This window comes from Microbispora sp. NPDC088329 (assembly GCF_040685655.1).
Classification (GTDB): Bacteria; Actinomycetota; Actinomycetes; order Streptosporangiales; family Streptosporangiaceae; genus Microbispora.
Genome location: NZ_JBFBIP010000028.1, coordinates 25,871 through 48,670, shown reverse-complemented (window position 1 = coordinate 48,670; position 22,800 = coordinate 25,871). Strand labels below are relative to the sequence as shown.

Genomic DNA, 22,800 nt, shown 5'->3' with positions numbered 1-22,800 from the left:
ACGATCTGCCTCAGTGATCTGGTGGAATGCTGTGCTGTGAGTGGTCAGAACTACCGGTTGGTGCGTCGTGGGGGCGTGGGACGCCGAGCGGCCCCGGTGCTGGACGAACATCAGCGCGCCGTCGTCGAGCACAAGAGCGGACCCCTGCTGGTGCTCGCCGGGCCGGGCACCGGCAAGACCACCACGATCGTGGAGACCGTCGTCGACCGGGTGGAGCGCCGCGGCGTGGACCCCGAGCGCGTGCTCGTCCTCACCTTCAGCCGCAAGGCCGCCGGTGAGCTGCGCGAACGTATCACGGCCCGGATGCGCAGGACCACCAGGACGCCGCTGGCCCTCACCTTCCACAGCTACGCGTACGCGCTGCTGCGCCGGGAGGCGGTGCTGGCCGGCGAACCCCCGCCGCGGCTGCTCACCGGGCCCGAGCAGCTGCTGGAGATCCGGCGGCTGCTACACGGCGAGCTGGAGGACGGCGCGCGGCACTGGCCCCCGGACATGCGGGAGCTGCTGAAGACCCGGGGGTTCGCCGAGGAGCTGCGCGACTTCCTGTCCCGGGCCGCCGAGCGCGGCCTGTACGGCGATGCGCTGGTGCGGCTGGGGCGCGAGCACGGCAGGGCCGACTGGGAGGCCGCCGGCCTGTTCTCCTTCCGCTACCAGGACCGGTTCGACCTCGACCCGGTGCCCGCGCTGGACTACTCGGAGCTGATCCGGGAGGCGGCGGGCCTGCTGACCGACGGCGAGGTGCGGCGGCGCGAACGGGCGGCCTATGACATGGTGCTGGTCGACGAGTACCAGGACACCGACCCGGCGCAGGAGTTCCTGCTCGGGCAGCTCGCCGGGGACGGCCGCGACCTCATCGCCGTGGGCGACCCCGACCAGTCCATCTACGGCTTTCGCGGCGCGGACGTGCAGGGCATCCTGCGGTTTCCCGAACGGTTCCCGGCCCCGGACGGACGGGACGCCCCGGTGATCGCGCTGCGCGTGTGCCGCCGCAGCGGCCCGGCCCTGCTGGAGGCCTCGCGCCGCGTCGCCTTCCGCCTCCCGGCCGTACCGGGCCATGAGAACAAGACCGGAGGCCATCGCGATCTGATCCCCGTCGGGGACGCCGACCCGGGCGAGGCGAAGGTCCTGGTGGCCGGCAGCGCGAGCCAGGAGGCCGCGGTGGTGGCCGACACCCTGCGCCGTGCCCACCTGCTCGACGGGGTGCCGTGGTCGCGCATGGCGGTCCTCGTGCGCAGCGCCGTACGGCAGCTGCCGATGCTGCGCCGGGCGCTGGTGTCGGCCGGGGTGCCCGTCGTGGTCGCGGGCGACGAGCTGCCGCTCGTGCAGGAGCCCGGCGTCCGGCCGTTGGTCACGCTGCTGCGGGTGGCGGTCTCGCCGTCGGCGCTCGACGTCGCGACCGCCGAGGAACTGCTGACCGGCCCGCTCGGCGGCACCGACATGATCGGCGTACGACGGCTGCGCCGCGCCCTGCGGATCGCCGAGCACGAGGCGGCCGTGGCGGAGTCCGCGAAGGAGGACAGCGGGCAGCCGGCCCTGCCCTTCACCCTCCACTCGTCGGACGAGCTGCTGGTCGCCGCGCTGCTCGACGCCCGCGAGCTCGGCGGCGTCGAGCCGCACGTGGCGGCCCCGGCCGAACGCCTCGCGCGGCTCATCGCGATCGCCCGCGAGGCCGTACGGCACGGCCGGGGCGCGGAGGAGACGCTCTGGGAGATCTGGCAGGCCAGCGGGCTCGCGGAGCGCTGGACCGAGGCCAGCCTCGCGGGCGGGGCGCGGGGCGCGCAGGCCGATCGCGACCTCGACGCGGTCGTCGCGCTGTTCGACCACGTGGCCCGTTTCACCGACCGGCTGCCCAAGGCCGGAGTCGAGGTCTTTCTCGACGACCTGACCTCTCAGGAGATCGCCGGCGACACGCTCGCCGAGTCCGCCCCCGAGGGTGAGGCCGTACGGATCCTGACCGCGCACCGGTCGAAGGGCCTGGAGTGGGACGTGGTCGTGGTCGCCGGCGTACAGGAGGGCCTGTGGCCCGACCTGCGCCTGCGCGGATCCCTGCTGGGCACCGAGGCCCTCGTCGAACTCGTCTCGGGCTCCGAGGCGGCCACCGAGAAGGTGACGGCCGCGACCATCACCTCCAAGCTGCTCGCCGAGGAGCGGCGGCTGTTCTACGTCGCGGCGACCCGCGCCCGCAGGAGGCTCGTCGTCACCGCCGTCGGCGGCGAGGACACCGACGAACGGCCCTCCCGGTTCCTCACCGAGCTGCTGCCGCAGGGGGTCGCCCCGGCCACCACCGACGACCGGGCCCGGTGGCTGAGCATGTCCGCGCTCGTGGCGGACCTGCGTTCCGTCGTGTGCGACACCGACAGGCCCGAGCCGATGCGCCGGGCGGCCGCCGGGCACCTCGCCCGGTTGGCGCAGGCCGGGGTGCCCGGCGCGAACCCCCGCGAGTGGTACGCGCTGACGCCGATCAGCGACGACCGGCCGCTGGGCTGGCCGGACGACGTGGTGCAGATCTCGCCCTCGGCGGTGGAGAGCTTCACCAGGTGCGGGCTGCGGTGGGTGCTGGAGACGGCGGTGGGCGCGCGCGACACCAGCGTCGTCCAGAGCCTCGGGACCGTGGTCCACGCGATCGCCGTGCTGGCGACGCAGGACGGCAGCGACCTGTTCGGGCGGCTGGACGACGTCTGGGACCAACTGGACTTCGGCGGCGTGTGGTTCAACCGCAAGCAGCGCCTCGTCGCCGAGCAGATGGTCGAACGGTTCGTGCAGTGGCACAAGAACAACGACCGCGATCTCGTCAGGACCGAGGAGGCGTTCACCGTCGAGATGCCGGAGATCGGCGTACGCATCAAGGGCCGGGTCGACCGGGTCGAGCGCGACGGGAACGGCCGGGCGGTCATCGTGGACATCAAGACCGGCACCTCCAAACCGAAGGACGGCGAGATCGACAGGCACCCGCAGCTCGGGGTGTACCAGCTCGCCACGACGCTGAAGGCGTTCGAGAAGCTCGGCCTGACCGAGCCGGGCGGCGCCTCGCTCCTGCACGTGGGCAAGGCGGCGGGGACCAAGGAGGCCAAGGAGCAGGTGCAGGGGGCGCTCACGGACGACCCGGAGCCCAAGTGGGCCGAAGAACTGGTGAAAACCGTGGCGACGGGCATGTCGGCGAAGGTGTTCCAGGCCACTGTCAACGACGGCTGCCGCACGTGCGCGGCCAGAATCGCCTGCCCGGTGAACGACAAGGGGGGCCAGGTGTGCTGACGCCGGGGCAGCTCGCCGAACGGCTGGACATCCGCACTCCCACCCCGGAGCAGGCGGTGGTCATCGAGGCGCCCACGGAGCCGATGGTGGTCGTGGCGGGCGCGGGGTCCGGCAAGAGCGAGACGATGGCCGGACGGGTGGTCTGGCTCGTGGCCAACGGCGTGGCCAGGCCCGAGCAGATCCTCGGCCTCACCTTCACCCGCAAGGCGGCCGCCGAGCTCGCCGAGCGGGTGCGTCAGCGGCTGGCCGGCCTGGCGAAGGCCGGCGTCGTCGAGGACGAGCAGGTGCTCGACTCCGAGCCGACGATCTCGACGTACCACGCGTACGCGGCCCGGCTGGTGACCGACCACGCACTGCGGGAGGGGCTGGAGCCCACCATGCGGCTCGTCACTCCCGCCGTCGCCTGGCAGATGGCGGCACGGGTGGTCGGGCGGTACGACGGGCCGATGGACCGGGTCGACTACGCCCCCACCACCGTCACGGCCGCGGTGCTGGAGCTGGCCGGGGAGATGGCCGAACACCTGTGCGGCCCCGAGAACGTGCGTGAGGTCGGCGACCGGCTGCGCGAGCGCCTGGCCGCGCTCACCGGACGGGTCACCAAGGACCAGCGCAAGCCGGTGGACACCCAGGCCGTACGCGAGCAGTTGCTGCCGATGGTCGAGGCGTACGAACGGCTCAAGCGGAGCCGTGAGGTCATCGACTACGGCGACCAGATGGCGCTGGCCGCGCGGATCGCCAGCAGGCATCCGGAGGTCGGGATGTCGGAGCGGTCCCGGTTCTCGGTCGTCCTGCTGGACGAGTACCAGGACACCAGCCACGCCCAGCTCGTGCTGCTGCGCTCCCTGTACGGAGGGGGCCACCCGGTCACCGCGGTCGGCGACCCCTGCCAGTCGATCTACGGCTGGCGCGGCGCGTCGGCCGGCAATCTGTCCCGGTTTCCCCACGACTTTCCCACGGCATCCGGGGAGCCCGCGCCGGTGCGGCAGCTGTCGGTCAGCTTCCGCAACGGTGAGCGCGTGCTCGACGTGGCGGCCCGGATCCAGGCGCCCCTGCGCCGGGAGGCCCGGCAGGTGCCGGTGCTGGTGCCGGGCGGCAACCGAGCGGGCCGCGGACGGGTGCGATGCGCGTTCCACCGTACGGCCGAGGACGAGGCGGCGTGGATCGCCGGACAGATCGGGGACCTGCTCGGATCCGGGCACGCTCCCGACGGCCTGCCCTGGAGCGAGGGCGAGCGGAGCAAACGCGGCCCCGTCCTGCAGCCGCAGGACGTCGCGATCCTGGCCCGCAAGCGGTCCCAGTTTCCCGCGCTGCGCCGGGCGCTGGAGAAGAGGAACATCCCCGTCGAGGTCGTCGGGCTCGGCGGCCTGCTGACCGTGCCCGAGGTCGCCGACATCGTGGCGACGCTGCGGGTCCTCTACGACCCCACCGCCGGCGACGCGCTGGTCCGGCTGCTCGCCGGGCCGCGCTGGCGGATCGGGCCGGCCGACCTGAAGCTGCTCGGCGACAGGGCCCGCGAACTGAACAGGGAGCTTCGCGGCGGCCGGGATGAGCCGCGGCCACAGGACCCGCTCGACCAGGTCGTCGCCGACCTCGCGGAGGAGCGCGGCAGTCTCGTCGACGCGCTGGACGAGCTGCCGGACCGGCCGGGCTGGCTGGAGGGCTTCTCCCCGGCCGCGCGGGAACGGATGCCCGCGCTCGCCCAGGAGTTGCGCCTGCTGCGCTCCCACACCGGGCAGCCGCTGCCCGATCTCGTCAGCGAGATCGAACGCAGACTCGGCCTCGACGTCGAGGTGGCCGCCAAGGGAGGCAGCCCGCTGGCCGCCCGTGCCGCCCTGGACGCCTTCCTCGACGCGGCCTTCCGCTTCGCCGGCGACTCCGAGGACCCGACGCTCGGCGCGTTCCTGGCGTACCTCAAGGCGGCGGAGACCGAGGAGTTCGGGCTGGACGCGGGACGGGTCGGCGACAGCAACACGGTCAAGCTGATGACGGTGCACGCGTCGAAGGGCCTGGAGTGGCCTGTCGTGATCGTGCCCGGGCTGTCGGAGCTCACGACGAAGGACGGGGCGCCGACGAAGGGCACGCTGTTCCCCGCGGCGCCGGTGACGAACTCACGCTGGACGGAGAACCCCCGCAAGCTGCCGTACCCGCTGCGCGGCGACGCGGCGGACCTGCCGGCCCTTGCCGGGCTGGAGAAGGAGGCGCTGGCCGAGTTCGACGAGCGGTGCCGCGACCGCGACCTGATGGAGGAGCGGCGCCTGGCGTACGTCGCCGTGACCCGGGCGCACTATCTGCTGATCGCGAGCGGCTACCGCTGGGGGACCTCGTCCAGGCCGCTCGCGCCGTCCCGCTTCCTGGAGGAGATCAGGGACGCCGGGGCCGAGGTCGCGGGCTGGGCCGGCGAGGCGGAGGACACGGAAGACGCCGTGAACCCCTTGCTCGCCCAGCCCGCCTCGGCCGACTGGCCGTCGATCGAGGTGCCTGCCGCCGTCGAGGACGGCGCCCGCCTCGTCGAGGAGGCGATGACCGGCGTCGCCCCCGCGGCGGCCGACGACCAGGTCCTGCTCAGCATGCGGGAGTGGGAGCGGATGCGGGCCTGGGCGCGCGACACCGACCTCCTGCTGCGTGAGCGCGAGATGAACCGCCGGCGGGCCGGGGCGGTCGTGGAGCTGCCGTCACGGCTGTCGGTGTCGTCGCTGGTCACGCTGGCCCAGGATCCGGCGGCGTTCGCCCGGCAGGTGCGGCGTCCGGTGCCGCGCAGGCCCGCCCCGCTGGCTCGCAGAGGCACGACCTTCCACCGGTGGCTGGAGTCGCGCTGGGGCCAGCAGCGCCTGATCGACGACCTGGAGCTGCCCGGCGCCGCCGACGAGATCTCGGAGACCGACGTCCAGCTCGCCGAGCTGCAGGAGCGGTTCGAGGAGAGCGAGTGGGCCGCGCGTGAGCCGGTCGATCTGGAGGTCCCGTTCGAGACCATGATCGGAGACCGCCTGCTGCGCGGGCGGATGGACGCGGTATTCCGCGAGGGCGACGGCTACGTGGTGGTCGACTGGAAGACCGGCGAACGGCCGCAGGGCAGGGCAGCCGAGACCGCGTCGGTCCAGCTCGCGGCCTACCGGGTGGCCTGGGCGACGCTGTCCGGGGTGCCGCTGGAGAAGGTCGGGGCCGCGTTCCACTACGTCCGTTCGAACGAGACCGTCCGCCCCGTCGACCTCCTCGACGCGGACGGCCTCACCACCCTCATTCAGCGGGTTCCTGAGGAGTGATCACCGGCTCGTCCTGCTCGAACAGCGCGCTCGTCTCGATCTTGATCTTGAAGGGCCAGGGTAGCTTCAGGACCTCACCCTCCTCCGCCGTGACGATCTTCCGGTACGCCTGCCGGTGATAATCGAAGGGTTCGAGGTCGGAGAGAGGATCGCTCATCAGCGTCACTCTGCGCGGAGACGCCACGGGGTCCACGATCAGGTAGAGCGGCACGCCCGCCCGCGCATAGTCGAGCGGCTTCTCCCGCCAGTCGACCTCTTGGTTGCCGGGAGAGCACACGTCCACGGCAAGCAGGACGCTGCGCCCGTGCACCCGCATCCGATCGAGCCGTTCGGCCTTCTTGGGCAGGACGAGCAGGTCGGGTAGCCGATGATCGAGCATCGGCGGGATGTGGACCGCCCAGTTGCAGAAGAAGCGCCAGCCCTTCGCCATCCCCAGGGGAAGCAGGAGCTTTGAGACCCGGTCGACGACCTCGTTGCTCTCCTCACTCATCCACGGGCTCACGACGACCTGCCCGAGACGAATTTCCGCTCGGTAACCGGCGTCGTTGAGTTGCATGCACAGGTGCAGCACCTCGTCAGGGAGCTCCTGTGGTTCTTCATACTCGTGCTCTTCGGGCTTCCCGGCGTCTGGGGGCTCGTGCTCGTCGGAGACGGGGTCGTCCTGCTTCTGCGGGACGGAGCGGTCGTGCCTGCCGCGCTTGGTCGGCTTGGTGAGGGCCATGTCGTCATCCTCTCCTGCTCCTCCATCGATGGTACGGAAGGTTTCCGGATCGCCACGGAAAGTAACAGGGGGATGATGGGAGGGAGATTCCTGGAAGGGGCGACGCAGGTGAAGGAAAGCCCTACCGGGTGAGGGAAAACCGGGTCTGCCAATCGGTCATAAGTGCCGTACCCGCCGCAAATGTCCCACGATGGGATTGAACTTTTCCGCGAGAGCGATTACCGCGTGTGCGGACACAGTCCGCGGCTGGTGATGATCCCCAGCCGACGTGACCGGAACGTCCGTCAGGCGGAACTGTCCGGCGTGGACGACCCGCTCTCGCTGTCCGTCCGTGGGTGCACGGCCGCCTCGATCAGCCGCATGATGTCGTCCAGGTCGGCCTCGAACTCGATGGCGAGGTCATCAGGCAGGTGGAGCCAGGGCTTGATCCTGGCGTGACCGGGAAGGTCGCCCTCCGGAAGACGGCCGCGACGCCCGCGCGGATCGAGGCTGCCGCTCGTGAAGCGGCCGGAGACCTCGGATGCGACGAAACCGATCACGAAAGTGGTGATCAGGCGCTCCAGCCGGGGCACTTCGCGATCCGGCACCCCGGCCTCGGTGAGCGCGGTGTAGATCGCGTCCACCGCGCGTGCGGCGTCCGGCGTGACGGCGGGCCGGGAGAACAGCAGGGGCGCCGCCCAGGGATGCCGCAGGACCATCGCACGGAAGCCGCGTGCGAGGGCGGCGAGCCCTTCCTCCCACCGCTGGGCCGGCCCCTGGTCCGGGCCCGCGTCCGGTGGCAGGAGCGCCGAGAGCAGGTGCCCGACCATGGCGTCGAGCAGCTCGGCCTTGCCGCTGACATGCCTATACAGCGCCATCGGGGTCACCCCGACACGCTCGGCCACCGCACGCATCGAGACCCCGTCGAGCCCGCGCTCGTCGGCGATGGCCAGCGCCGCGTCCAGAATCTCTTCCCGTCTGCCGCCCACGGGTATACAGTGTAGACGTATACGCCGTATACCCTCCGGAGAGATCGAATGCTCACCGCAGAGAATCTGGTGAAGCGCTACGGTCCGCGCCGCGTGCTCGACGGCTTCGACCTCACGGTCGCGCCCGGCGAGATCACCGGGCTGATCGGCCACAACGGCGCGGGCAAGACCACCTTCGTCGAGGTCGTCACCGGCCTGGTTCGCCCTGACGCCGGGCGTCTTCGTGTCGCCGGGCGTGACGCGCTCCGCGCCGGCCGTGGCGTACGGCGTCTGCTCGGCGTCGCTCCCCAGGAACTCGCCCTGTACAACCGCGTCAGCGTGAGGGAGAACCTGCGGCTGTTCGCGGGACTCGCCGGGCTGAGCGGGCGGCGGCGGACCGTGGAGATCGCCCGTGTCCTGGACGAGCTCCACCTCGCTTCGCTCGCGGACCGGCCCGTCGGCGCCCTGTCCGGCGGTCAGCGCCGCCGCGTCCAGGCGGCCACGGCCATGGTGGGCTCACCGCCGTTGCTCCTGCTGGACGAGCCGACCGCGGGCGCCGACCCGGAGACGCGGGCGGCTCTGCTGGCGGCGGTCAGGACCCGAGCCGAAGCGGGGGCCGCTGTCCTCTACACGACCCACTACCTGCCGGAACTCGTCGATCTCGACGCCACGGTGGCGCTCGCCCGCGCCGGGCGCGTCATCGCGCGCGGCACTCAGCAGGAGCTCACCCGAGGTCTGCCGGGCGAGCTCGCAGTCACCTTCGACGACCCGGCCGAGCCCGAACTGCGCCTGCCGACCACGGATCCCGCCGCCGACCTCGCCGCGCTCCTCGCGTCGGGCCGTACGCCCGCCTCGGTCGACGTTCGGCGCCCCGGCCTGGACGACCTCTACCGCTCGCTGGAAGCCCCGGTCGCAGAAAAGGACGTCTCAGGGAAGGACGTCGCCGGGCAGGACATGGAGGCGCGCGATGCGGCCGAGTGAGTCCGTGCGCCGCATCGGCGTCCTGATACGCCACAACCTGCTGCTGATACGGGGTGAACCCGGCCCGCTCCTGAGCCGGATGATTCTGCCGCTCGCCTTCCTCACGCTGCTGCGCCCGCTGTACGCGGCCGCGCAGGGCGGGGCGGCGGGCACGGAGCAGGCGGTCGTGGCCACGCTGGTGACCTTCTCGCTGCTCGCGCTCAGCATCTCGGGCAGCGCGATCCTCACGGAACGGCTCGGCCGCACCTGGGACCGCCTGCGCGGCACGGCGCTCCACCCCGCGGAGATCCTCGTGGGCAAGGCCGTGCCCGTCTTCGGCGCCCTGCTCGCCCAGCAACTGCTCGTCGTCGGCTTCGGCGTGTTCGTCCTGGACCTGCGGGTTCCCCATCCGCTGCTCCTGCTGGGCGTGCTGCTCTGCTGGAGTTGCACCCTGCTCGCCCTCGGCGCGCTGCTCGGCGTGCTCGTACGCGGCTTGGGCGAGCTGTCGGCCGCGTACGACATCGGGGGCATGCTGCTCAGCAGCCTCGGCGGCGCGCTCGTCCCGCTCGGCGAGCTGCCGCGCTGGGTCGCGGTCGTGGCCCCGGTCTCTCCCGGCTATTGGGCCGTGCACGGGCTGCGTGCCGCGCTTGTCGGCGACGCGCGAACCGTGGCGGAGGTCTGCGGCGTGCTCCTCGCCGTCGCGCTGGCCTGCGGCACCCTGGCCGTGGGACGCCTGAGGGGACGCAGCGGACGACTGGTGGCGCTCTAACCGGCCGGCGGCAGGTAATGGAACGTCGGCTTCGGGTGCATCAGGAAGTCGTGGTGCGAGATGTTCCAGGCGTACGCCCCGGCCATGGCGAAGGCCACGACGTCGCCGACCGCGAGCGAGGCGGTCACGCGGCGGGCGAAGACGTCCTTGGGGGTGCAGAGCCGCCCCACCAGCGTGACCGGCCCGTCCTCGCCCTCCTCGTCCCTCGGCAGCACGGCGAACGGCTGGTCGTGTCCCTTCGTCACCGGCGTCCGCAGGTGGTGGGTGCCGCCCGACAGGATGGCGAAGCGCTCCCCGTGGACGCGCTTCACGTCGAGCACGGTCGCGAGATACCACCCGCAGTAGGCCGTCAGGGCGCGTCCCGGCTCCACGCGCAGCGTCTCGCCCGGCAGGGCCAGCGCCCGCAGCCCCGCGCCGTACTCCGCCCAGTCGAACCGCTCCTGCGGGCGGGCGTAGGAGACGGCCATGCCGCCGCCCACGTTGAACTCGCGCAGCCCGAGGCTCCTGCCGTACGCCAGGACGGCCTCGGCGAGGGTGAGCAGGCCGGGGGCGGCCAGGCCGCTCGCGAGGTGTGCGTGGACGCCGCGCAGCCGCACAGGTGAGGACCCGAGCAGGGCGAGGCACTCGGCGACCCCGCCGTGGTCCATGCCGAACGGCGTGGCGCCGCCGCCCATCGCGAGCGCCGCGCCGGTGACGTTCACATCGAGGTTGACCCGCAGCAGGACGTCCGCGGGTTCCCGCATACGCCGCAACTCGGCCGGGCTCTCGACGTGCCAGCGGTGCGCCGCGGGGGCGAGGGCCAGCTCGGCGCCGGTCTTCCCCGGCCCGCCGAAGCTCAGCGGGACCTCCGGCAACACGGCCCTGACGTGGGCGAACTCGCCGCCGGAGGAGACCTCGAAGCCGTCCACGTGCGGCGCGAGCGTCCGCAGCACCTCCGGGTCGGGATTGGCCTTGACGGCGTAGCAGATCTCCGTGCCCGCCAGGGCGGCCCGTACGGCGGCGGCGTGGCGGGCGAGCCCGGCCAGGTCGTAGACGTAGGCGGGGACGTCGTCCAGCGACTCGGCGACCTTCCGCACGCCCGCCGGAATATCGATGCTCATCCGCGCTCCCCGCACACCTCGGTCAACGTCTCCACGCCCGTCTGCCCGCCGATCACGCGCGGGCCGGGCTGCGCGAGCGGGTTCGGGACGGGCACATATCCGGCGGTCCGGTCGGCCGCCCTCGCCCAGCGCACGCCCAGGTTGGCCTTGGCCGGCAGCGGCGCCCCGGCCAGCAGCCGCGTCAGCGGTTCGGCCGGACCGGCGGCGTGGTCCTCCACATAGCGGCTCAAAGTCGCACGGGCGGCCGCCCACAACGCGCGCAAAACGTCGTCGACCGTGCCGGCGACGGTGGCGGCGACCTCCGCCAGGTGGTTGACGAACAGGCAGTAGGCGACCCGGTTCCAGCCGCCCGCGGCGTCGTACGACAGGGGGGCCGCCACCTCGCCGGGCAGGCCGGTCAGGTCGTGGCGGCCGGCCACCAGCTTGGTGCCCTCCAGGTCGCGGAAGACCGCCTCGACCGGCCACCCGGCGGCGTCGAACCCGACCAACACGTTCTGCACATGCGCTTCGAGGACGACTCCGTGCCGGAAGAAGGCGTCGAGCACCGGATACGCCACGCGCTCGACGTACGCCTCCCACCATGCGACAGGGTCGGCCGCGCGGCGGGCCAGGACGGCCCGGGGCACCCCGTCCGCACCGGCGGCCAGGGCGGCGGCGAGGACCGGCGTGGTCCCCGGCCCGCACACCCCCCACGGGCCGGTACGCACGATCACCCCGAGCCCTTCCAGCAGCCGGGTGCCGAGGGCGGCCGAGCGGTAGCCGGGTTCCGGCAGCCACCGCGTGCCGGGGAAGCGCCGGGCCAGCCGGTCGAAGACGGGCGAGAGCCGCCGGGTCAGCTCGACCGCGCCGGACAGCTCATACCACGCGTTCTTCCGCACGCAGTTGGTGATCCGCACGTTCAGGCTGAACTTCAGGCACATGCCGGTGCCGGGGTCGTACACCGTCCTGACCGAGGACGTGGGCACGACGGCGCGGGGGCCGGGCCCGAGGTCGACGAGCCGCCCGTCCGCGAGCGGCCCGCGCAGGTCGGCGGCCAGCAGGTCGAGTTGCCAGGGGTGGGCGGGCAGCGGGAGGTATCCCGCAGGCGCGCCGCCGAACGCGTCCAGCGCCGCCGTGTCCCCCTCCTGGGCCACAAGATCGGCGCGCACCCCGAGCAGCCGCGGCGCGAACCGCGCGTGCGTCTCGGGCGCGTAGTCCAGCCAGCCGTCGCCTCCGTGGGCTTTTGGAGCCGGATGGAACGGATGCCCGGCCACGAGGGCCTGCTCGGAGGCGAGCCACGGGTCGGCGGGGGGGACGGACCGCTCGCGGGCGGCCAGGATCGCCGCGATCGCCTCCCTGCCTGCGCGCACCTGCGCCGCGAACTCCTCGTTGCCGCCGTCGAGCTCCCGTTCCAGCAGAGCGACGAGCGCGGGCAGGTTCAGGGGCCGCCACCGGCCCTCCGCCCCCTCACCGGTGACGAGGTGCTCGGGCGGGCCGTCGAAGCGCAGCGCGATTCCGCCACGGGCGCGTACGCGCACCGGTGTCCCGGCCACGCGGAGCGTCAGGTGAGGCCCTACGGCCCTCACATGGCCACGGGGGCCGCCGACCTCGCGCAGCCAGCACCGCAGCAGCGCCCCGAGCGCCGCCTCCTCGGCCGGGCCGGCGTGCGGGTCCGAGGCATGCGGTTCGGGGGCGTGCGGGCCGAGGAGAAGGCGGTCCATGGCTCAGGCACCCCTCAGATAGTTGGGGCCGGTCGTGCCGTAGAACTTGTTGACGTCCCTGGCTCCGGTGCGCTCCTTGGCCACGAGCGTCCCGGCGACGACCATCGACTTGCCGGTGAGACGGGCGGCCTCCAGCGTGCGGGCCCGCAGCAGCCGGGCCATGGGGTCGTCCCCGTACGGCTCCAGTGCGGCGGCCAGGGCCCGTCCGACCAGCGTGGCGGCGGAGCCGGGCAGCGCGCCGTGGACCACGGCCATGGCGGCCAGATGCAGGGTGATCGTCACGAAGACGTCGGCGAGCGCGTAGGGGTCGTCGGTCAGCATGCGCTCGTCGCCGAAGTCCGGTGTCGCGATCCCCGCCGCGCGCAGCCGCCGCGGCGAGGCCAGCAGCCCGTCGTTGTCCTTGATCAGCAGTCGCATGGGCCCGTCGCCGAACAGCAGCGCCAGGTTCTGCTGGTGGGCCTCCAGAGCGACGCCGTACCGGACGAACAGCGCGACGTTCCACTCCAGCAGCGCCGCGAGGTAGTCGCGCAGCAACGCCTCCGCGTCGCCGCCGTGGTGGCGCTCGGCCACCTCGTGCAGGACGAGCCGCCCGTCCGCGTCCGGGAGCGGCGCGAGCAGGGCGGCGACCGGCACGATGTCGCCTTCGGGCAGGCCGCGGACGAGCCAGCCCAGGTATTCGTGCTCCGCGTGCCCGTAGGTCTGCTCGTCCGCGAGCGTGACGCGCGGGCCGGGCTCGCGCGCCAGGATCTCGCACAGCAGCGACTCGGCAAGTGCGCCGTCCCGCAGGGTGCCCGGTTTGATCGACCGCCGGTTTCGCAGGCCCAGCGTGCTGGCCGGGAGCGGCACCTTGAGGTGGACGCGTTCGCCGGCCTCGACCGTGCGGGCCGACAGGGTCGGCCGCACGGTCAGGTACGGCTCGCGCCCCGCGACGAGCCCGGGAATCCCGCCCACCAGCGGCTCCGCCAGCGGATGGACGGGGAAGAGCACGTGCGTGCGGGCCAGACCGGACGGCAGCCCCACCTCGCCCGGCGACGGCCACCAGCCGGGCAGGCCCGGCCGCGAGAGCGTCACCCGCTCGCGCGGCACCGCCGTCCACCGCATCGCGAACTCCGGAGCGAACTCGGGCGCGTAGGCCGCCAGGTCGGCGGGGGAGATCCCGAGGCGGCAGCGGGCCGTCGGATAGAGCGGGTGGTCCACCGTCGCGGCCAGCGACTCGTAGCGGATGAGGCCGTGACGCCCGCGCAGCCGCCGGGCCACCTCGCCGCGCCGGCGGTGGTGGGCCTCCAGTGCCGCGAGGGCTTCCCCGCACTCCCGCTCGAAGGCGGCGACCCCCTCGGCGTCCGCCGGGTCGGCGACGGCCCGCAACGTCTCCAGCACCTCCGCCAGGCGCAGGCGCTCCCAGGGGGCGGTGGCGAAGTCGTGGAACGGGTCGCCCGCCGCGAGCCCGACCCGCCGTCCCGAGGCGAGGACGATCGCCACTCCGTCCCTGTCGTGGGTGACCCTGGCCGAGATCCCGGCGTAGTCCTCCCGCAGCAGCGCGTTCAGCACCCGCGCGGCCAGGTAGTGCTCCCGGCCCGTGCCCTCCCGCTGGGCCTCCCGGCGGGCCGGCCGGGTCATGCGAGCACCCAAGGGTGCTCCTTCCTGAAGGTGTCGATCGCGGCGTCGACGCTCGCGCCGTCCGGGCCGACGGCCCGGAGCAGGCCGAGGTAGTCGCGGTTGGTGCCCGTCACCTCGACATGATCGCCGATTCCTCGCAGTGCCCGGTGCCACAGGCGTACGCCGCCCTCCGCCTCCTGGGCGGACAGGCCGGGCGGCGCGGCGGTCACCGTGCCGGAGCGCTCGGCCACGAGGCTCACCACGGATCCGTACGCCGCGCGAAGGCCGCCCGGATCGAACGCCGGCAGCGATTCGCCCGCGTGGACGCGCAGGATCCACTGGTGCAGGGGCACGCCGAGCAGGTCCGCCAGCAGGAAGTCGCAGTTGTCGCCGATCAGCCGATAGTTCATCTCGATGACGCGGGGACCGTCGCGGGTGACGGCGTACTCGGTGTGGCACACGCCGAAGCCGACCCCGGCCGCGTCGAGCGCCGCGGCGAGATGGGGCAGGTGGCCGGTGTCCGGCGGCCGCCAGTCCAGGCGCTCCTCCACGAAGTGCGGCAGCGGGCCGAGCGTGGTGGCGAATCCGCCGACGACTTCCCGTGTGGTGCCGTCGCCGAGCGTCTCCAGCGTGCGGACCGGCCCTTCCAGGAACTCCTCCGCGACCAGGACCTCCTCCGGCCGCCGCTCCCTGATGGCCGCGACGGCGGCGGCCAGGGCGTCCGCGCCGTCCACCAGCACGACGTCCTCGCTGGCCACGCCTTGCGCGGGCTTCACCACCACTGGGTACGGCAGGTCACCGGGCGGGTTCACGCCGGGAGGAATCCGTACAGACCTGACCGGTTCGACGGCGGCGAGGGCACGGCGGGTGAGCACCTTGTTCTTGGCCGTGACGCAGGCCCGCCAGTCCTTGCCGGGCAGACCGAAATACTCGGCGGCGAGCGCGGTGGCGGCCTGGAGGTGGTCGGAGTTGGAGAAGATCACATCGGGCCGGTGATGGGCGGCGACCGCGTCGATCACCGCCCGGGGATCGCGGACGTCGGCGGCCACGACGTCGTACCCCGGATACCGATCAGGCTGGTCGGTGAGTATCGTCACGTCCCAGCCCAGCGCGGCCGCGGCGGGGAGGAACCCGCCGGTCACCGAATCGGTCGGGTTGAGCGTGGTGAGGTACAGCCGCACCGGGCCTCCATAGGTAAGGCTAACCTAAGTGGTCTGCATCCTATCCGGACTGCGATCTCTTGGCGGGAAGATTGCCGGGGCGGCGGCAGTGGAAGGATGACGGCGTGGAAATCCCCGAAGGACTGCTCGGCCCCCTGCTCCTGGCGCGCAGCGCCATCGACCGATCGGCGGCACTGCGCGGCGACGAGGAGTGGCTGCGGCGAGCGTGGGAGGCGGAGAAGACGAGAGTCCTCCTCGTCCACGGCGGCCGCACGCTGGTCCGCCGCTTCACCGACGGCGCGGCGCTGGTGCTCACCTCGCCGGCCGAGACGCCGGAGGGCACCCGTTACCTGCTGGGCGTGGACGAGGACGGCGTGCCGTATTTCGCGGTCAACGCGCCGCTGCCCGAGCCCGGTCAGGGCGCCGGCGACACGGCGGGGCTGAGGGAGGCCGCGGTGCTGCTCGACGACCGCGACGCCGGGCTGCTCGTCTACGCGGTGGCCCTGGAGGCGTGGCACGCGAGCCACGAGTACTGCCCGAGGTGCGGCAGCCATACGGACGTCACCGCGTCGGGGCACATGCGGGTGTGCCCGCGCGACGGCAGCCAGCACTTCCCGCGCGTCGACCCCGCAGTGATCATGCTCGTGCACGACGACGAGGGCCGCATCCTGCTCGCGCGCGGCCCGCAGTGGCCGCAAGGCCGGTTGTCGGTGCTCGCCGGGTTCGTCGAGCCGGGGGAGTCGCTGGAGCACGCGGTGGTCCGCGAGGTCCTGGAGGAGGTGGGCGTCGCCGTCACCGCGCCGCGTTATCTGGGCAGCCAGCCCTGGCCGTTCCCGCGCAGCCTGATGCTCGGCTTCTTCGCCCGCGCCGTCACGACCGACCTGCGTCCCGACCTGGAGGAGATCGCCGAGGCCCGCTGGCTGTCCCGGGAGGAGCTGGAGGCCCAGGTACGCTCGGGTGAACTGGTGCTGCCCGGCCAGGTCTCGATCGCCCGGCGGCTGATCGAGACCTGGTACGGAGCGCCGATCCCCGACACCGGCTGGTGATTCGGGGAGTGCCGGACAGGACCTAGCAGGCGCCCGCGAGGTGCCGCTTCACCTCGGCGACCGAGGGGTTGGTCATGGTGTGGCAGTCGGCGACCACGGTGGGGACGACCTGGTTGCCGTTGTTCACACTGGCGACGAAATCGGCGGCGTCGGGGTGGCGTTCGATGTCGACCTCGCTGTAGACGATGCCCTCCCGCGTGAGCTGGCTCTTCAGCCGCTTACAGGGGCCGCACCAGCTCGTGGTGTAAACCGTCAGCGCCATCTGTCGTCCCTTTCGTGCGCATGAGTGCTCGGCGAGCAGTCATGGCAACATCGCGCGCGTGCCGGGTGTTCCCGCCTATCGCCCCGGCGGGACCGCCGCGGGCGGCACGACGTGTCCCAGCCTGGCAGTGATCCAGGACTGGACGCTCTCGGCGACCCCCGGCTCCCGGTACAACGGGGAGCTGTGCTGGGTGCCGGCCATCGTCTTGACGGTCATCCGGACTCCGACGCTCTCCAGCGACTCCTTGAGCATCTCGCTCTGGTAGGGCGGGACGAACTCCTCGGACGAGTGGACGGTGAGCATGGGCGGGTCGCCGGCCGAGGCGTGGAACGGCACCTCCATGCTCGACCAGACGCGCGGGCACTTGGCGGGCGCGCATCCACCGGCCAGCTTGATGGCCGCCTTGCGCAGTTTCTGCTGCTCCTTGGTGCCGAACGCGCTGCCGTCCTCGAATGCCGACAGCGGCGAGACGGGCGGAGAGATCCCGACGACGCCGCGCAGGCCCGGCCGGCCGTCGCCGTACGCGCCGACGGCGGTGGCGAGGTGGCCGCCCGCGGAGAACCCGAGCAGCACGTAGCGGCCGGGATCGGCGTTGAACATCGCCGCGTGCCTGCGCACGGCGTTGACGGCGGCGATGACGTCGGTGCGCTGGGCCGGCCAGGCCGCGTCACCCGACAGCCGGTAGTCGAGGTTGACCACGGTGTAGCCGAGCTGGGAGTAGCTGCGGCTGATCGAGGTCATGTACTTCTTGTCGCCCCCCGACCACCAGCCGCCGTGGATGACGAACACGATCGGGCGGCGCGGGCCGTCGGTGTGCCACCACACGTCCATGATCTGGCGCGCGTGCGAGCCGTACGCGTAGGTGCGGATCCGCGGGCCTGACGGCATGGTCGCCGGTGAGGGGGAGGCCGAGGCCGACGGGGACGGCGAGGGCGACGGGCTCGCGGAGGGCCTCGCGGAGGGCCTCGCCGGGGGCGCGGAAGGCGTCGCGGACGGGGACGGAGAGGCGGAGGGCCGGTGGGCGGGATGGCCCGCGGAAGTGGCCGCCCGGGCGGAGGTCGAGGCGAGCATGAGGGTGGCGAGGGCGGCGGTGCCCATGCCCAGAGCAGTTCGGACCGCGGTGGCCACGGCGTGTTCCTCCCCGATGTAGCGTCGTGCGCCGGCCGCTCCACGGGCGTCCCCGGGACACGCTCGGCCGGCTGCTGGAAGGATGATGCCAGTAACAACGTCCGCAACGCATGTTGGGAGCCGCTCCTTGGACGTCCTGGACGGTCTGGATCCCGAGCAGCGCGAGGTCGCCCAGGCGGTGCGCGGACCGGTGTGCGTGCTCGCGGGAGCGGGGACCGGCAAGACCCGCGCGATCACGCACCGCATCGCTTACGCCGTGCACACCGGGATCGTCGAGCCGCAGGGCGTGCTCGCCGTGACCTTCACCACCCGCGCGGCGGCCGAGCTGAAGCAGCGGTTGCGCGGCCTCGGCGCGCCCGGCGTGCAGGCCCGCACCTTCCACGCGGCGGCCCTGCGGCAGCTCAGCTACTTCTGGCCGAGGGTGATCGGCGGCGACCCGCCGCAGGTGGTCGAGTCGAAGCTGCCGTTACTCGTGGAGGCGGCGCGGCGGCTGCGCAGGAACCCCGACCGCGGCGAGCTGCGCGACGTCGCGAGCGAGATCGAGTGGGCGAAGGTCACCCAGGTCGGTCCCGAGGACTACCCGGCCGCCGCCGTCAAGGCGGGCCGCACTCCGCCGATCGCGCCCGAGGAGGTGGCGCGGCTGTACGAGGGGTACGAGAGCCTGCGCCGCCAGCGCAACCTGATCGACTTCGAGACGATCCTGGAGCTCACGGCGGCCGTCATGACCGAACATCGTGAGGTCGCGGCGCAGATCCGCCAGCAGTACCGCTACTTCGTTGTCGACGAGTTCCAGGACGTCAACCCGCTGCAGAAGCTGCTGCTCGACACCTGGCTCGGCGGGCGTGACGACGTGTGCGTGGTGGGCGACCCCAACCAGACCATCTACTCGTTCACCGGCGCGACGCCCCACTACCTGACCAACTTCGCCGTCGAGCATCCCTCGGCGGCCGTGATCAGGCTGGTGCGCGACTACCGCTCGACCCCGCAGGTGGTCGCGCTGGCCAACCGCGTCATGGCGCGCTCGCCCCACCGGCTGGAGCTGGTCGCCCAGCGGCCCGAAGGACCCGAGCCGGTCTTCACCGAGTACGACGACGAGCAGGCCGAGGCGCTCGGCGTCGCGCTCACGGTGAAGAAGCTGATGGCCGACGGCGCGCCCACCCGCGAGATCGCGGTGCTGTTCCGCGTCAACGCCCAGTCGGAGGCGTACGAGCAGGCGTTCACCGACGCGGGCGTGCCCTACCTGCTGCGCGGGGCGGAGCGGTTCTTCGAGCGCCCGGAGGTGCGCCAGGCCGTGGTGCTGCTGCGCGGCGCGGCCCGGTCGGCGGGCGACGAGCCGCTCGCCCCCGCCGTGCACGCGATCCTGTCGGGGATCGGGCTGACCGCCGAGCCGCCGGGCGGCGGCAAGGCCAGGGAGAAGTGGGAGTCGCTCAAGGCGCTCGCCGACCTGGCCGAGGACATGGCGGCCGAGGGCGCCGACCTTCCCCGGTTCGTCGGCGAGCTGGAGCGCAGGGCGATGGAGCAGCACGCGCCGCCGGTCGAGGGCGTGACGCTCGCCTCGCTGCACGCCGCGAAGGGCCTGGAGTGGGACGCCGTCTTCCTCGTCGGCCTCACCGACGGCATGGTCCCGATCGTGTACGCGGAGACGCCGGACCAGGTCGAGGAGGAACGACGGCTGCTGTACGTCGGGATCACCAGGGCCCGCGAACACCTGCACCTGTCGTGGGCGCTCGCCCGCTCGCCGGGGGGCCGCCGTGCCCGCAGGCCGTCGCGCTTCCTCGACGGGCTGTCCCCGCGTACGGCGATCCCGGTCCGGGCCGAGCGACCGGGAGGCGCGGGCGGCAGGGCGAAGCGGGCGGCGGCGCCGCTGCACTGCCGGATCTGCGGCAAGACGCTGTCGGCGGCGGCCGAGCAGAAGCTGGGCCGCTGCGCGACCTGCCCGGCCGACTACGACGAGGCCCTGCTCGAACGGCTCAAGACGTGGCGCACGGCGGCGGCGAAGGAGGCCAAGGTGCCGGCCTACGTCGTCTTCACGGACGTCACCCTCCAAGCCATCGCCGAGCGGGCGCCCACCTCCGAGGAGGACCTGCTCGCGATCGCCGGAATCGGACGCGTCAAACTTGAGCGGTACGGCGACGCGGTTCTCGAGCTCTGCCGCGGCGCCGATAGTGTTACCGACGAGTAATACCCGCGTGCGCTGGAGGCCCCTGTGAACTCGGCCCTGAAGGAGCTGCTGGACCTGCTCGATCTCGAACCGATCGAGCTCGACATCTTCAGGGGGCGCAGCCCGGAGGAGCGGATCCAGCGGGTCTTCGGCGGCCAGGTGGCCGCGCAGGCGCTCGTGGCGGCCGGCCGTACGGTGCCGTCCGACCGGATGGTCCACTCGCTGCACGCCTACTTCATCCGGCCGGGAGACCCGGCCGTCCCGATCGTCTACAACGTGGAGCGGGTGCGGGACGGCCGCTCGTTCACCACCCGGCGCATCACGGCCATCCAGCACGGCAAGGCGATCTTCTCGATGTCGGTGTCGTTCCACATCGAGGAGCCGGGCGTGAGCCACCAGGCCGCGCGCATGCCGGGGGTGCCGCACCCCGAGACCCTGCCGACGTTCCAGCAGCGGATGCTGGACGTCGTGGGCGACGAGCCGGGATGGCGCGAGCTGCTGGCCAAGCCGCGGCCTGTCGACGCGCGGTATGTGAACGCGCTGACCTGGGAGGCCGCCCAGGACCCCGCCCTGGTCACGCCCGAGAACAACGTGTGGTTCCGCTACGACGCCGACCTGCCCGACGACCCGCTGCTGCACGTCGTGCTCGCGGCCTACGCCAGCGACTTCACCCTGGTGGACACCGTTCTGCTGGCCCACGGGCTGGCCTGGGGCTCCTCGGCGGTGTCCGGCGCGTCGCTGGATCACGCGATGTGGTTCCACCGGCCCTTCCGCGCCGACGAGTGGCTGCTCTACGCCCAGGAGTCGCCCTGGTCCGGGGCGGCGCGCGGACTGGCCCGCGGGCAGATGTTCACCGCCGCCGGAGACCTGGCCGTCTCCGTGGTCCAGGAATGCTTGATCCGTGTGTCGCCCGCGCTGCATCCGGATGTCACGACATCGTGAAAATCGCAGGTAGAAAATAGGTTGCCCGCCCTGCCGCGGCAGTTTAGGGTCTTGGACAAGTCAGCCGGACGCTTCGGTCCGGCGAGATCGCACTGAAATGGAGGTGAGTCCCGTGAGGAACACGACGATGTCCCGCGCGCTGTGGCTCGCCTCCGCATGCCCGGCCGCCATTGTCATGCCGACCAAACTGCGGCGTGGCGAGGCCGCCCCTGCCCAGGCTCTGGCCACCGGAGTCGCGGGCTTGGCCGCCTTCGGCGTGTCCGCCCGTCCGGCCGCCCATGGCACCCCCGCTCTCCGACCGGTGTATGTCAACCGGCCGATGAGCGATGAGCAGATCCGCACCGCCGCTCGCGGCGGTGCACAGGGTCCGCACTACGCCTGGAGAGGACCAGTCATACCCTGACCGGTCTCCACCTCCGGGCCGCGGATCCGCACCAGGATCCGCGGCCTTCTTGTTTGTCGGCCACGAATCCACACCCCAGAACGAGGACACCCAGACCAGATCATTCGAAGAGGTGACGCAGATGGCGGCCCCGGTCATGGACCTGATCGAAGCCGAAATCCCCTGTCGTACCGACCCCGACCTGTGGTTCGCCGAGTCTCCCGAGGACGTGGAGTTCGCCAAGGCGCTCTGCGGCGGCTGCCCGATCCAGAAGGCCTGCCTGGCCCGCGCGCTGGAGCGCGAGGAGCCGTGGGGCGTCTGGGGCGGGGAGCTCATCCTCCGGGGGGTCGTCGTGCCCCGCAAGCGCCCCCGTGGGCGCCCGCGCAAGTCTCCCGTCGCCGCCTGACCAGCAACCACAGCACTTCCGGAAGGAACCGATCCAGATGACCATCTCCCCGATCTCCGCCTTGTATCTGAACCAAGAACTGGCGCATGAGCGAATACGGACCCTGCAGAGCGAGGCCGCGCAGGAGCGGTTGGCCGGCCGGATCAGGAGCGTGCAAAAGGCACGCCGGCAGGCCGAGCGCGCGTCCCGGCGGCTGACTTCCGCGCTGGCGCGCATCGTCTGACGCGGGGTCGTCGGAAGTTCGTTGAGATGGGCGGTCCCGGCAGGGACCGCCCATCGTCGTTCCCGCCCTGCCGTGGGTGGTGCCGGTCGTCCTCCGGCGTCCCTGACCAGGGCCGCCGGGCGTCCGCGCCAAGGCCGGGGCCCGTAAACAAGCGATCATCGGACGCACAGGAGATCGCCTGCCGTGGGATCTCGGCAGGACCACGGGGTATGAGCCGAGCGCCCCCGGCGCCGCATGGTCACGGGCGGCAGGCGAAACAATGCGTGAGCGGTGGGTGGGACTCGGATGGGCGACCGGACATCAGGCGCGCTTGATCTCGCGACGCGCGCGCGGCGGCTCGCCGTCGCCGCGCTCGTCGCCGGACTGTGGGGGGTCGTCGGAGTGTGGGGGCCGGCCATGCCGGAGGCCGATGCCGCGCCGATGCCCGCGGCGTCCCGGGTGGCCCGTCACGGCGACGGTCACGGTCACGGCGGGGGGGACGGCGGCGGAGCGACCCAGGTCAGCGGGGGGACCAATACCTCGAACTCACCCGCCATCAAGAGCCCGGTCAGGCAGATCTCGGCGGGCCGGGGCAACGTGAACGCCCCCGCGGCCAACAGCGCCGTCACGTTCGCGGGCGTCCAGCAGGTGTCGAGCGTCAGCGTCTTCACCAACACCCTCAACGGCAACTGCAAGAGAGGGATCAAGCGCTGCGTCATCAACCAGAACCTGCGGACGGTCGAGAGCCGCGGCGGCACCGGCAGGTGACGCGCGTCGCCGGTGACGACGACCGCGCGGCGATGCGC

General features: G+C 72.7%; 19 protein-coding genes. 11 read left to right on the top strand and 8 right to left on the bottom strand.

Annotated elements, in window-relative coordinates; translation table 11 throughout:
* Nucleotides 1–36 precede the first annotated feature (36 nt).
* On the top strand, nt 37–3,252 hold the full coding sequence (locus AB0O28_RS35260; RefSeq protein WP_363646919.1) for an ATP-dependent DNA helicase: 3,216 nt from the start codon (nt 37–39) through the stop codon (nt 3,250–3,252).
* Nucleotides 3,246–6,512 (top strand): ATP-dependent DNA helicase, encoded by a 3,267-nt coding sequence (locus tag AB0O28_RS35255; protein ID WP_363646918.1) that lies wholly within the window; start codon nt 3,246–3,248, stop codon nt 6,510–6,512. Before AB0O28_RS35260 ends, AB0O28_RS35255 begins: the two co-directional genes overlap by 7 nt.
* Here AB0O28_RS35255 and AB0O28_RS35250 read toward each other — a convergent pair.
* Nucleotides 6,487–7,233: a Uma2 family endonuclease gene (locus AB0O28_RS35250; RefSeq protein WP_363646916.1), complete on the bottom strand. Its 747-nt coding sequence runs from the start codon at nt 7,231–7,233 to the stop codon at nt 6,487–6,489. The two genes, AB0O28_RS35255 and AB0O28_RS35250, sit on opposite strands and share 26 nt — an antisense overlap.
* Nucleotides 7,234–7,517: 284 nt before the next feature.
* The gene (locus AB0O28_RS35245; RefSeq protein WP_363646915.1) at nt 7,518–8,201 is read right to left on the bottom strand and encodes a TetR/AcrR family transcriptional regulator; all 684 of its coding nucleotides are present in this window, start codon (nt 8,199–8,201) and stop codon (nt 7,518–7,520) included.
* 48 nt (nt 8,202–8,249) lie between these two features.
* Between AB0O28_RS35245 and AB0O28_RS35240 the strand changes: the two genes are divergently transcribed.
* Nucleotides 8,250–9,161, top strand: a complete 912-nt coding sequence (locus AB0O28_RS35240; RefSeq protein ID WP_363646914.1) for an ABC transporter ATP-binding protein — start codon at nt 8,250–8,252, stop codon at nt 9,159–9,161.
* A complete protein-coding gene (locus tag AB0O28_RS35235; protein ID WP_363646913.1) occupies nt 9,148–9,909 on the top strand; it encodes an ABC transporter permease in 762 nt (253 codons plus the stop codon). The genes AB0O28_RS35240 and AB0O28_RS35235 overlap by 14 nt, the downstream gene beginning before the upstream one ends.
* On the opposite strand, the gene AB0O28_RS35230 is transcribed toward AB0O28_RS35235, so the two are convergent.
* From AB0O28_RS35230 to AB0O28_RS35215, 4 genes are read right to left on the bottom strand one after another with little or no spacing between them, the layout of a single operon-like run.
* A complete protein-coding gene (locus AB0O28_RS35230; protein ID WP_363646912.1) occupies nt 9,906–11,009 on the bottom strand; it encodes a type III PLP-dependent enzyme in 1,104 nt (367 codons plus the stop codon). The two genes, AB0O28_RS35235 and AB0O28_RS35230, sit on opposite strands and share 4 nt — an antisense overlap.
* Nucleotides 11,006–12,709: an IucA/IucC family protein gene (locus AB0O28_RS35225; RefSeq protein ID WP_363646911.1), complete on the bottom strand. Its 1,704-nt coding sequence runs from the start codon at nt 12,707–12,709 to the stop codon at nt 11,006–11,008. The genes AB0O28_RS35230 and AB0O28_RS35225 overlap by 4 nt, the downstream gene beginning before the upstream one ends.
* 3 nt (nt 12,710–12,712) lie before the next feature.
* Nucleotides 12,713–14,338, bottom strand: coding sequence for an IucA/IucC family protein (locus AB0O28_RS35220; RefSeq protein ID WP_363646910.1), 1,626 nt, complete (start codon nt 14,336–14,338; stop codon nt 12,713–12,715).
* Nucleotides 14,323–15,486: a siderophore biosynthesis protein gene (locus AB0O28_RS35215; RefSeq protein WP_363646909.1), complete on the bottom strand. Its 1,164-nt coding sequence runs from the start codon at nt 15,484–15,486 to the stop codon at nt 14,323–14,325. The genes AB0O28_RS35220 and AB0O28_RS35215 overlap by 16 nt, the downstream gene beginning before the upstream one ends.
* A 104-nt stretch (nt 15,487–15,590) precedes the next feature.
* Between AB0O28_RS35215 and nudC the strand changes: the two genes are divergently transcribed.
* Nucleotides 15,591–16,511, top strand: coding sequence for an NAD(+) diphosphatase (gene nudC / locus AB0O28_RS35210; protein WP_363646908.1), 921 nt, complete (start codon nt 15,591–15,593; stop codon nt 16,509–16,511).
* Nucleotides 16,512–16,533: 22 nt separating this feature from the next.
* Here the strand turns inward: nudC and AB0O28_RS35205 are convergent, their stop codons facing one another.
* Together AB0O28_RS35205 and AB0O28_RS35200 are read right to left on the bottom strand one after the other, a co-directional pair.
* The gene (locus AB0O28_RS35205; protein ID WP_363646907.1) at nt 16,534–16,773 is read right to left on the bottom strand and encodes a mycoredoxin; all 240 of its coding nucleotides are present in this window, start codon (nt 16,771–16,773) and stop codon (nt 16,534–16,536) included.
* 75 nt (nt 16,774–16,848) lie between these two features.
* Nucleotides 16,849–17,661, bottom strand: a complete 813-nt coding sequence (locus AB0O28_RS35200) for an alpha/beta hydrolase (protein ID WP_363646906.1) — start codon at nt 17,659–17,661, stop codon at nt 16,849–16,851.
* Here AB0O28_RS35200 and AB0O28_RS35195 point away from each other — a divergent pair.
* From AB0O28_RS35195 to AB0O28_RS35170, 6 genes are all read left to right on the top strand, one after another.
* Nucleotides 17,660–17,923, top strand: a complete 264-nt coding sequence (locus AB0O28_RS35195) for a hypothetical protein (RefSeq protein ID WP_363646905.1) — start codon at nt 17,660–17,662, stop codon at nt 17,921–17,923. The genes AB0O28_RS35200 and AB0O28_RS35195 overlap by 2 nt on opposite strands.
* Before the next feature lie 105 nt (nt 17,924–18,028).
* A complete protein-coding gene (locus AB0O28_RS35190; protein ID WP_363646904.1) occupies nt 18,029–20,083 on the top strand; it encodes an ATP-dependent DNA helicase UvrD2 in 2,055 nt (684 codons plus the stop codon).
* Between the two features lie 24 nt (nt 20,084–20,107).
* Nucleotides 20,108–21,004: an acyl-CoA thioesterase II gene (locus AB0O28_RS35185; protein ID WP_363646903.1), complete on the top strand. Its 897-nt coding sequence runs from the start codon at nt 20,108–20,110 to the stop codon at nt 21,002–21,004.
* A gap of 524 nt (nt 21,005–21,528) precedes the next feature.
* Complete coding sequence (locus AB0O28_RS35180) at nt 21,529–21,792, top strand: WhiB family transcriptional regulator (protein WP_079315495.1); 264 nt, start codon at nt 21,529–21,531, stop codon at nt 21,790–21,792.
* A 37-nt stretch (nt 21,793–21,829) separates the two neighbouring features.
* Nucleotides 21,830–22,015: a hypothetical protein gene (locus AB0O28_RS35175; RefSeq protein WP_363646902.1), complete on the top strand. Its 186-nt coding sequence runs from the start codon at nt 21,830–21,832 to the stop codon at nt 22,013–22,015.
* A gap of 285 nt (nt 22,016–22,300) precedes the next feature.
* The gene (locus AB0O28_RS35170) at nt 22,301–22,762 is read left to right on the top strand and encodes a hypothetical protein (RefSeq protein WP_363646901.1); all 462 of its coding nucleotides are present in this window, start codon (nt 22,301–22,303) and stop codon (nt 22,760–22,762) included.
* The last annotated feature ends 38 nt before the right edge of the window (nt 22,763–22,800 follow it).

What these genes read in the sequence shown, in the direction of transcription:
- AB0O28_RS35250 (WP_363646916.1), bottom strand. Translation starts at nt 7,233, where the DNA reads ATGGCCCTCACCAAGCCGACCAAGCGCGGCAGGCACGACCGCTCCGTC.
- AB0O28_RS35240 (WP_363646914.1), top strand. Translation starts at nt 8,250, where the DNA reads ATGCTCACCGCAGAGAATCTGGTGAAGCGCTACGGTCCGCGCCGCGTG.
- AB0O28_RS35235 (WP_363646913.1), top strand. Translation starts at nt 9,148, where the DNA reads ATGCGGCCGAGTGAGTCCGTGCGCCGCATCGGCGTCCTGATACGCCAC.
- AB0O28_RS35230 (WP_363646912.1), bottom strand. Translation starts at nt 11,009, where the DNA reads ATGAGCATCGATATTCCGGCGGGCGTGCGGAAGGTCGCCGAGTCGCTG.
- AB0O28_RS35225 (WP_363646911.1), bottom strand. Translation starts at nt 12,709, where the DNA reads ATGGACCGCCTTCTCCTCGGCCCGCACGCCCCCGAACCGCATGCCTCG.
- AB0O28_RS35205 (WP_363646907.1), bottom strand. Translation starts at nt 16,773, where the DNA reads ATGGCGCTGACGGTTTACACCACGAGCTGGTGCGGCCCCTGTAAGCGG.
- AB0O28_RS35195 (WP_363646905.1), top strand. Translation starts at nt 17,660, where the DNA reads ATGGTCGCCGGTGAGGGGGAGGCCGAGGCCGACGGGGACGGCGAGGGC.
- AB0O28_RS35200 (WP_363646906.1), bottom strand. Translation starts at nt 17,661, where the DNA reads ATGCCGTCAGGCCCGCGGATCCGCACCTACGCGTACGGCTCGCACGCG.
- AB0O28_RS35180 (WP_079315495.1), top strand. Translation starts at nt 21,529, where the DNA reads ATGGCGGCCCCGGTCATGGACCTGATCGAAGCCGAAATCCCCTGTCGT.
- AB0O28_RS35175 (WP_363646902.1), top strand. Translation starts at nt 21,830, where the DNA reads ATGACCATCTCCCCGATCTCCGCCTTGTATCTGAACCAAGAACTGGCG.
- AB0O28_RS35170 (WP_363646901.1), top strand. Translation starts at nt 22,301, where the DNA reads ATGGGCGACCGGACATCAGGCGCGCTTGATCTCGCGACGCGCGCGCGG.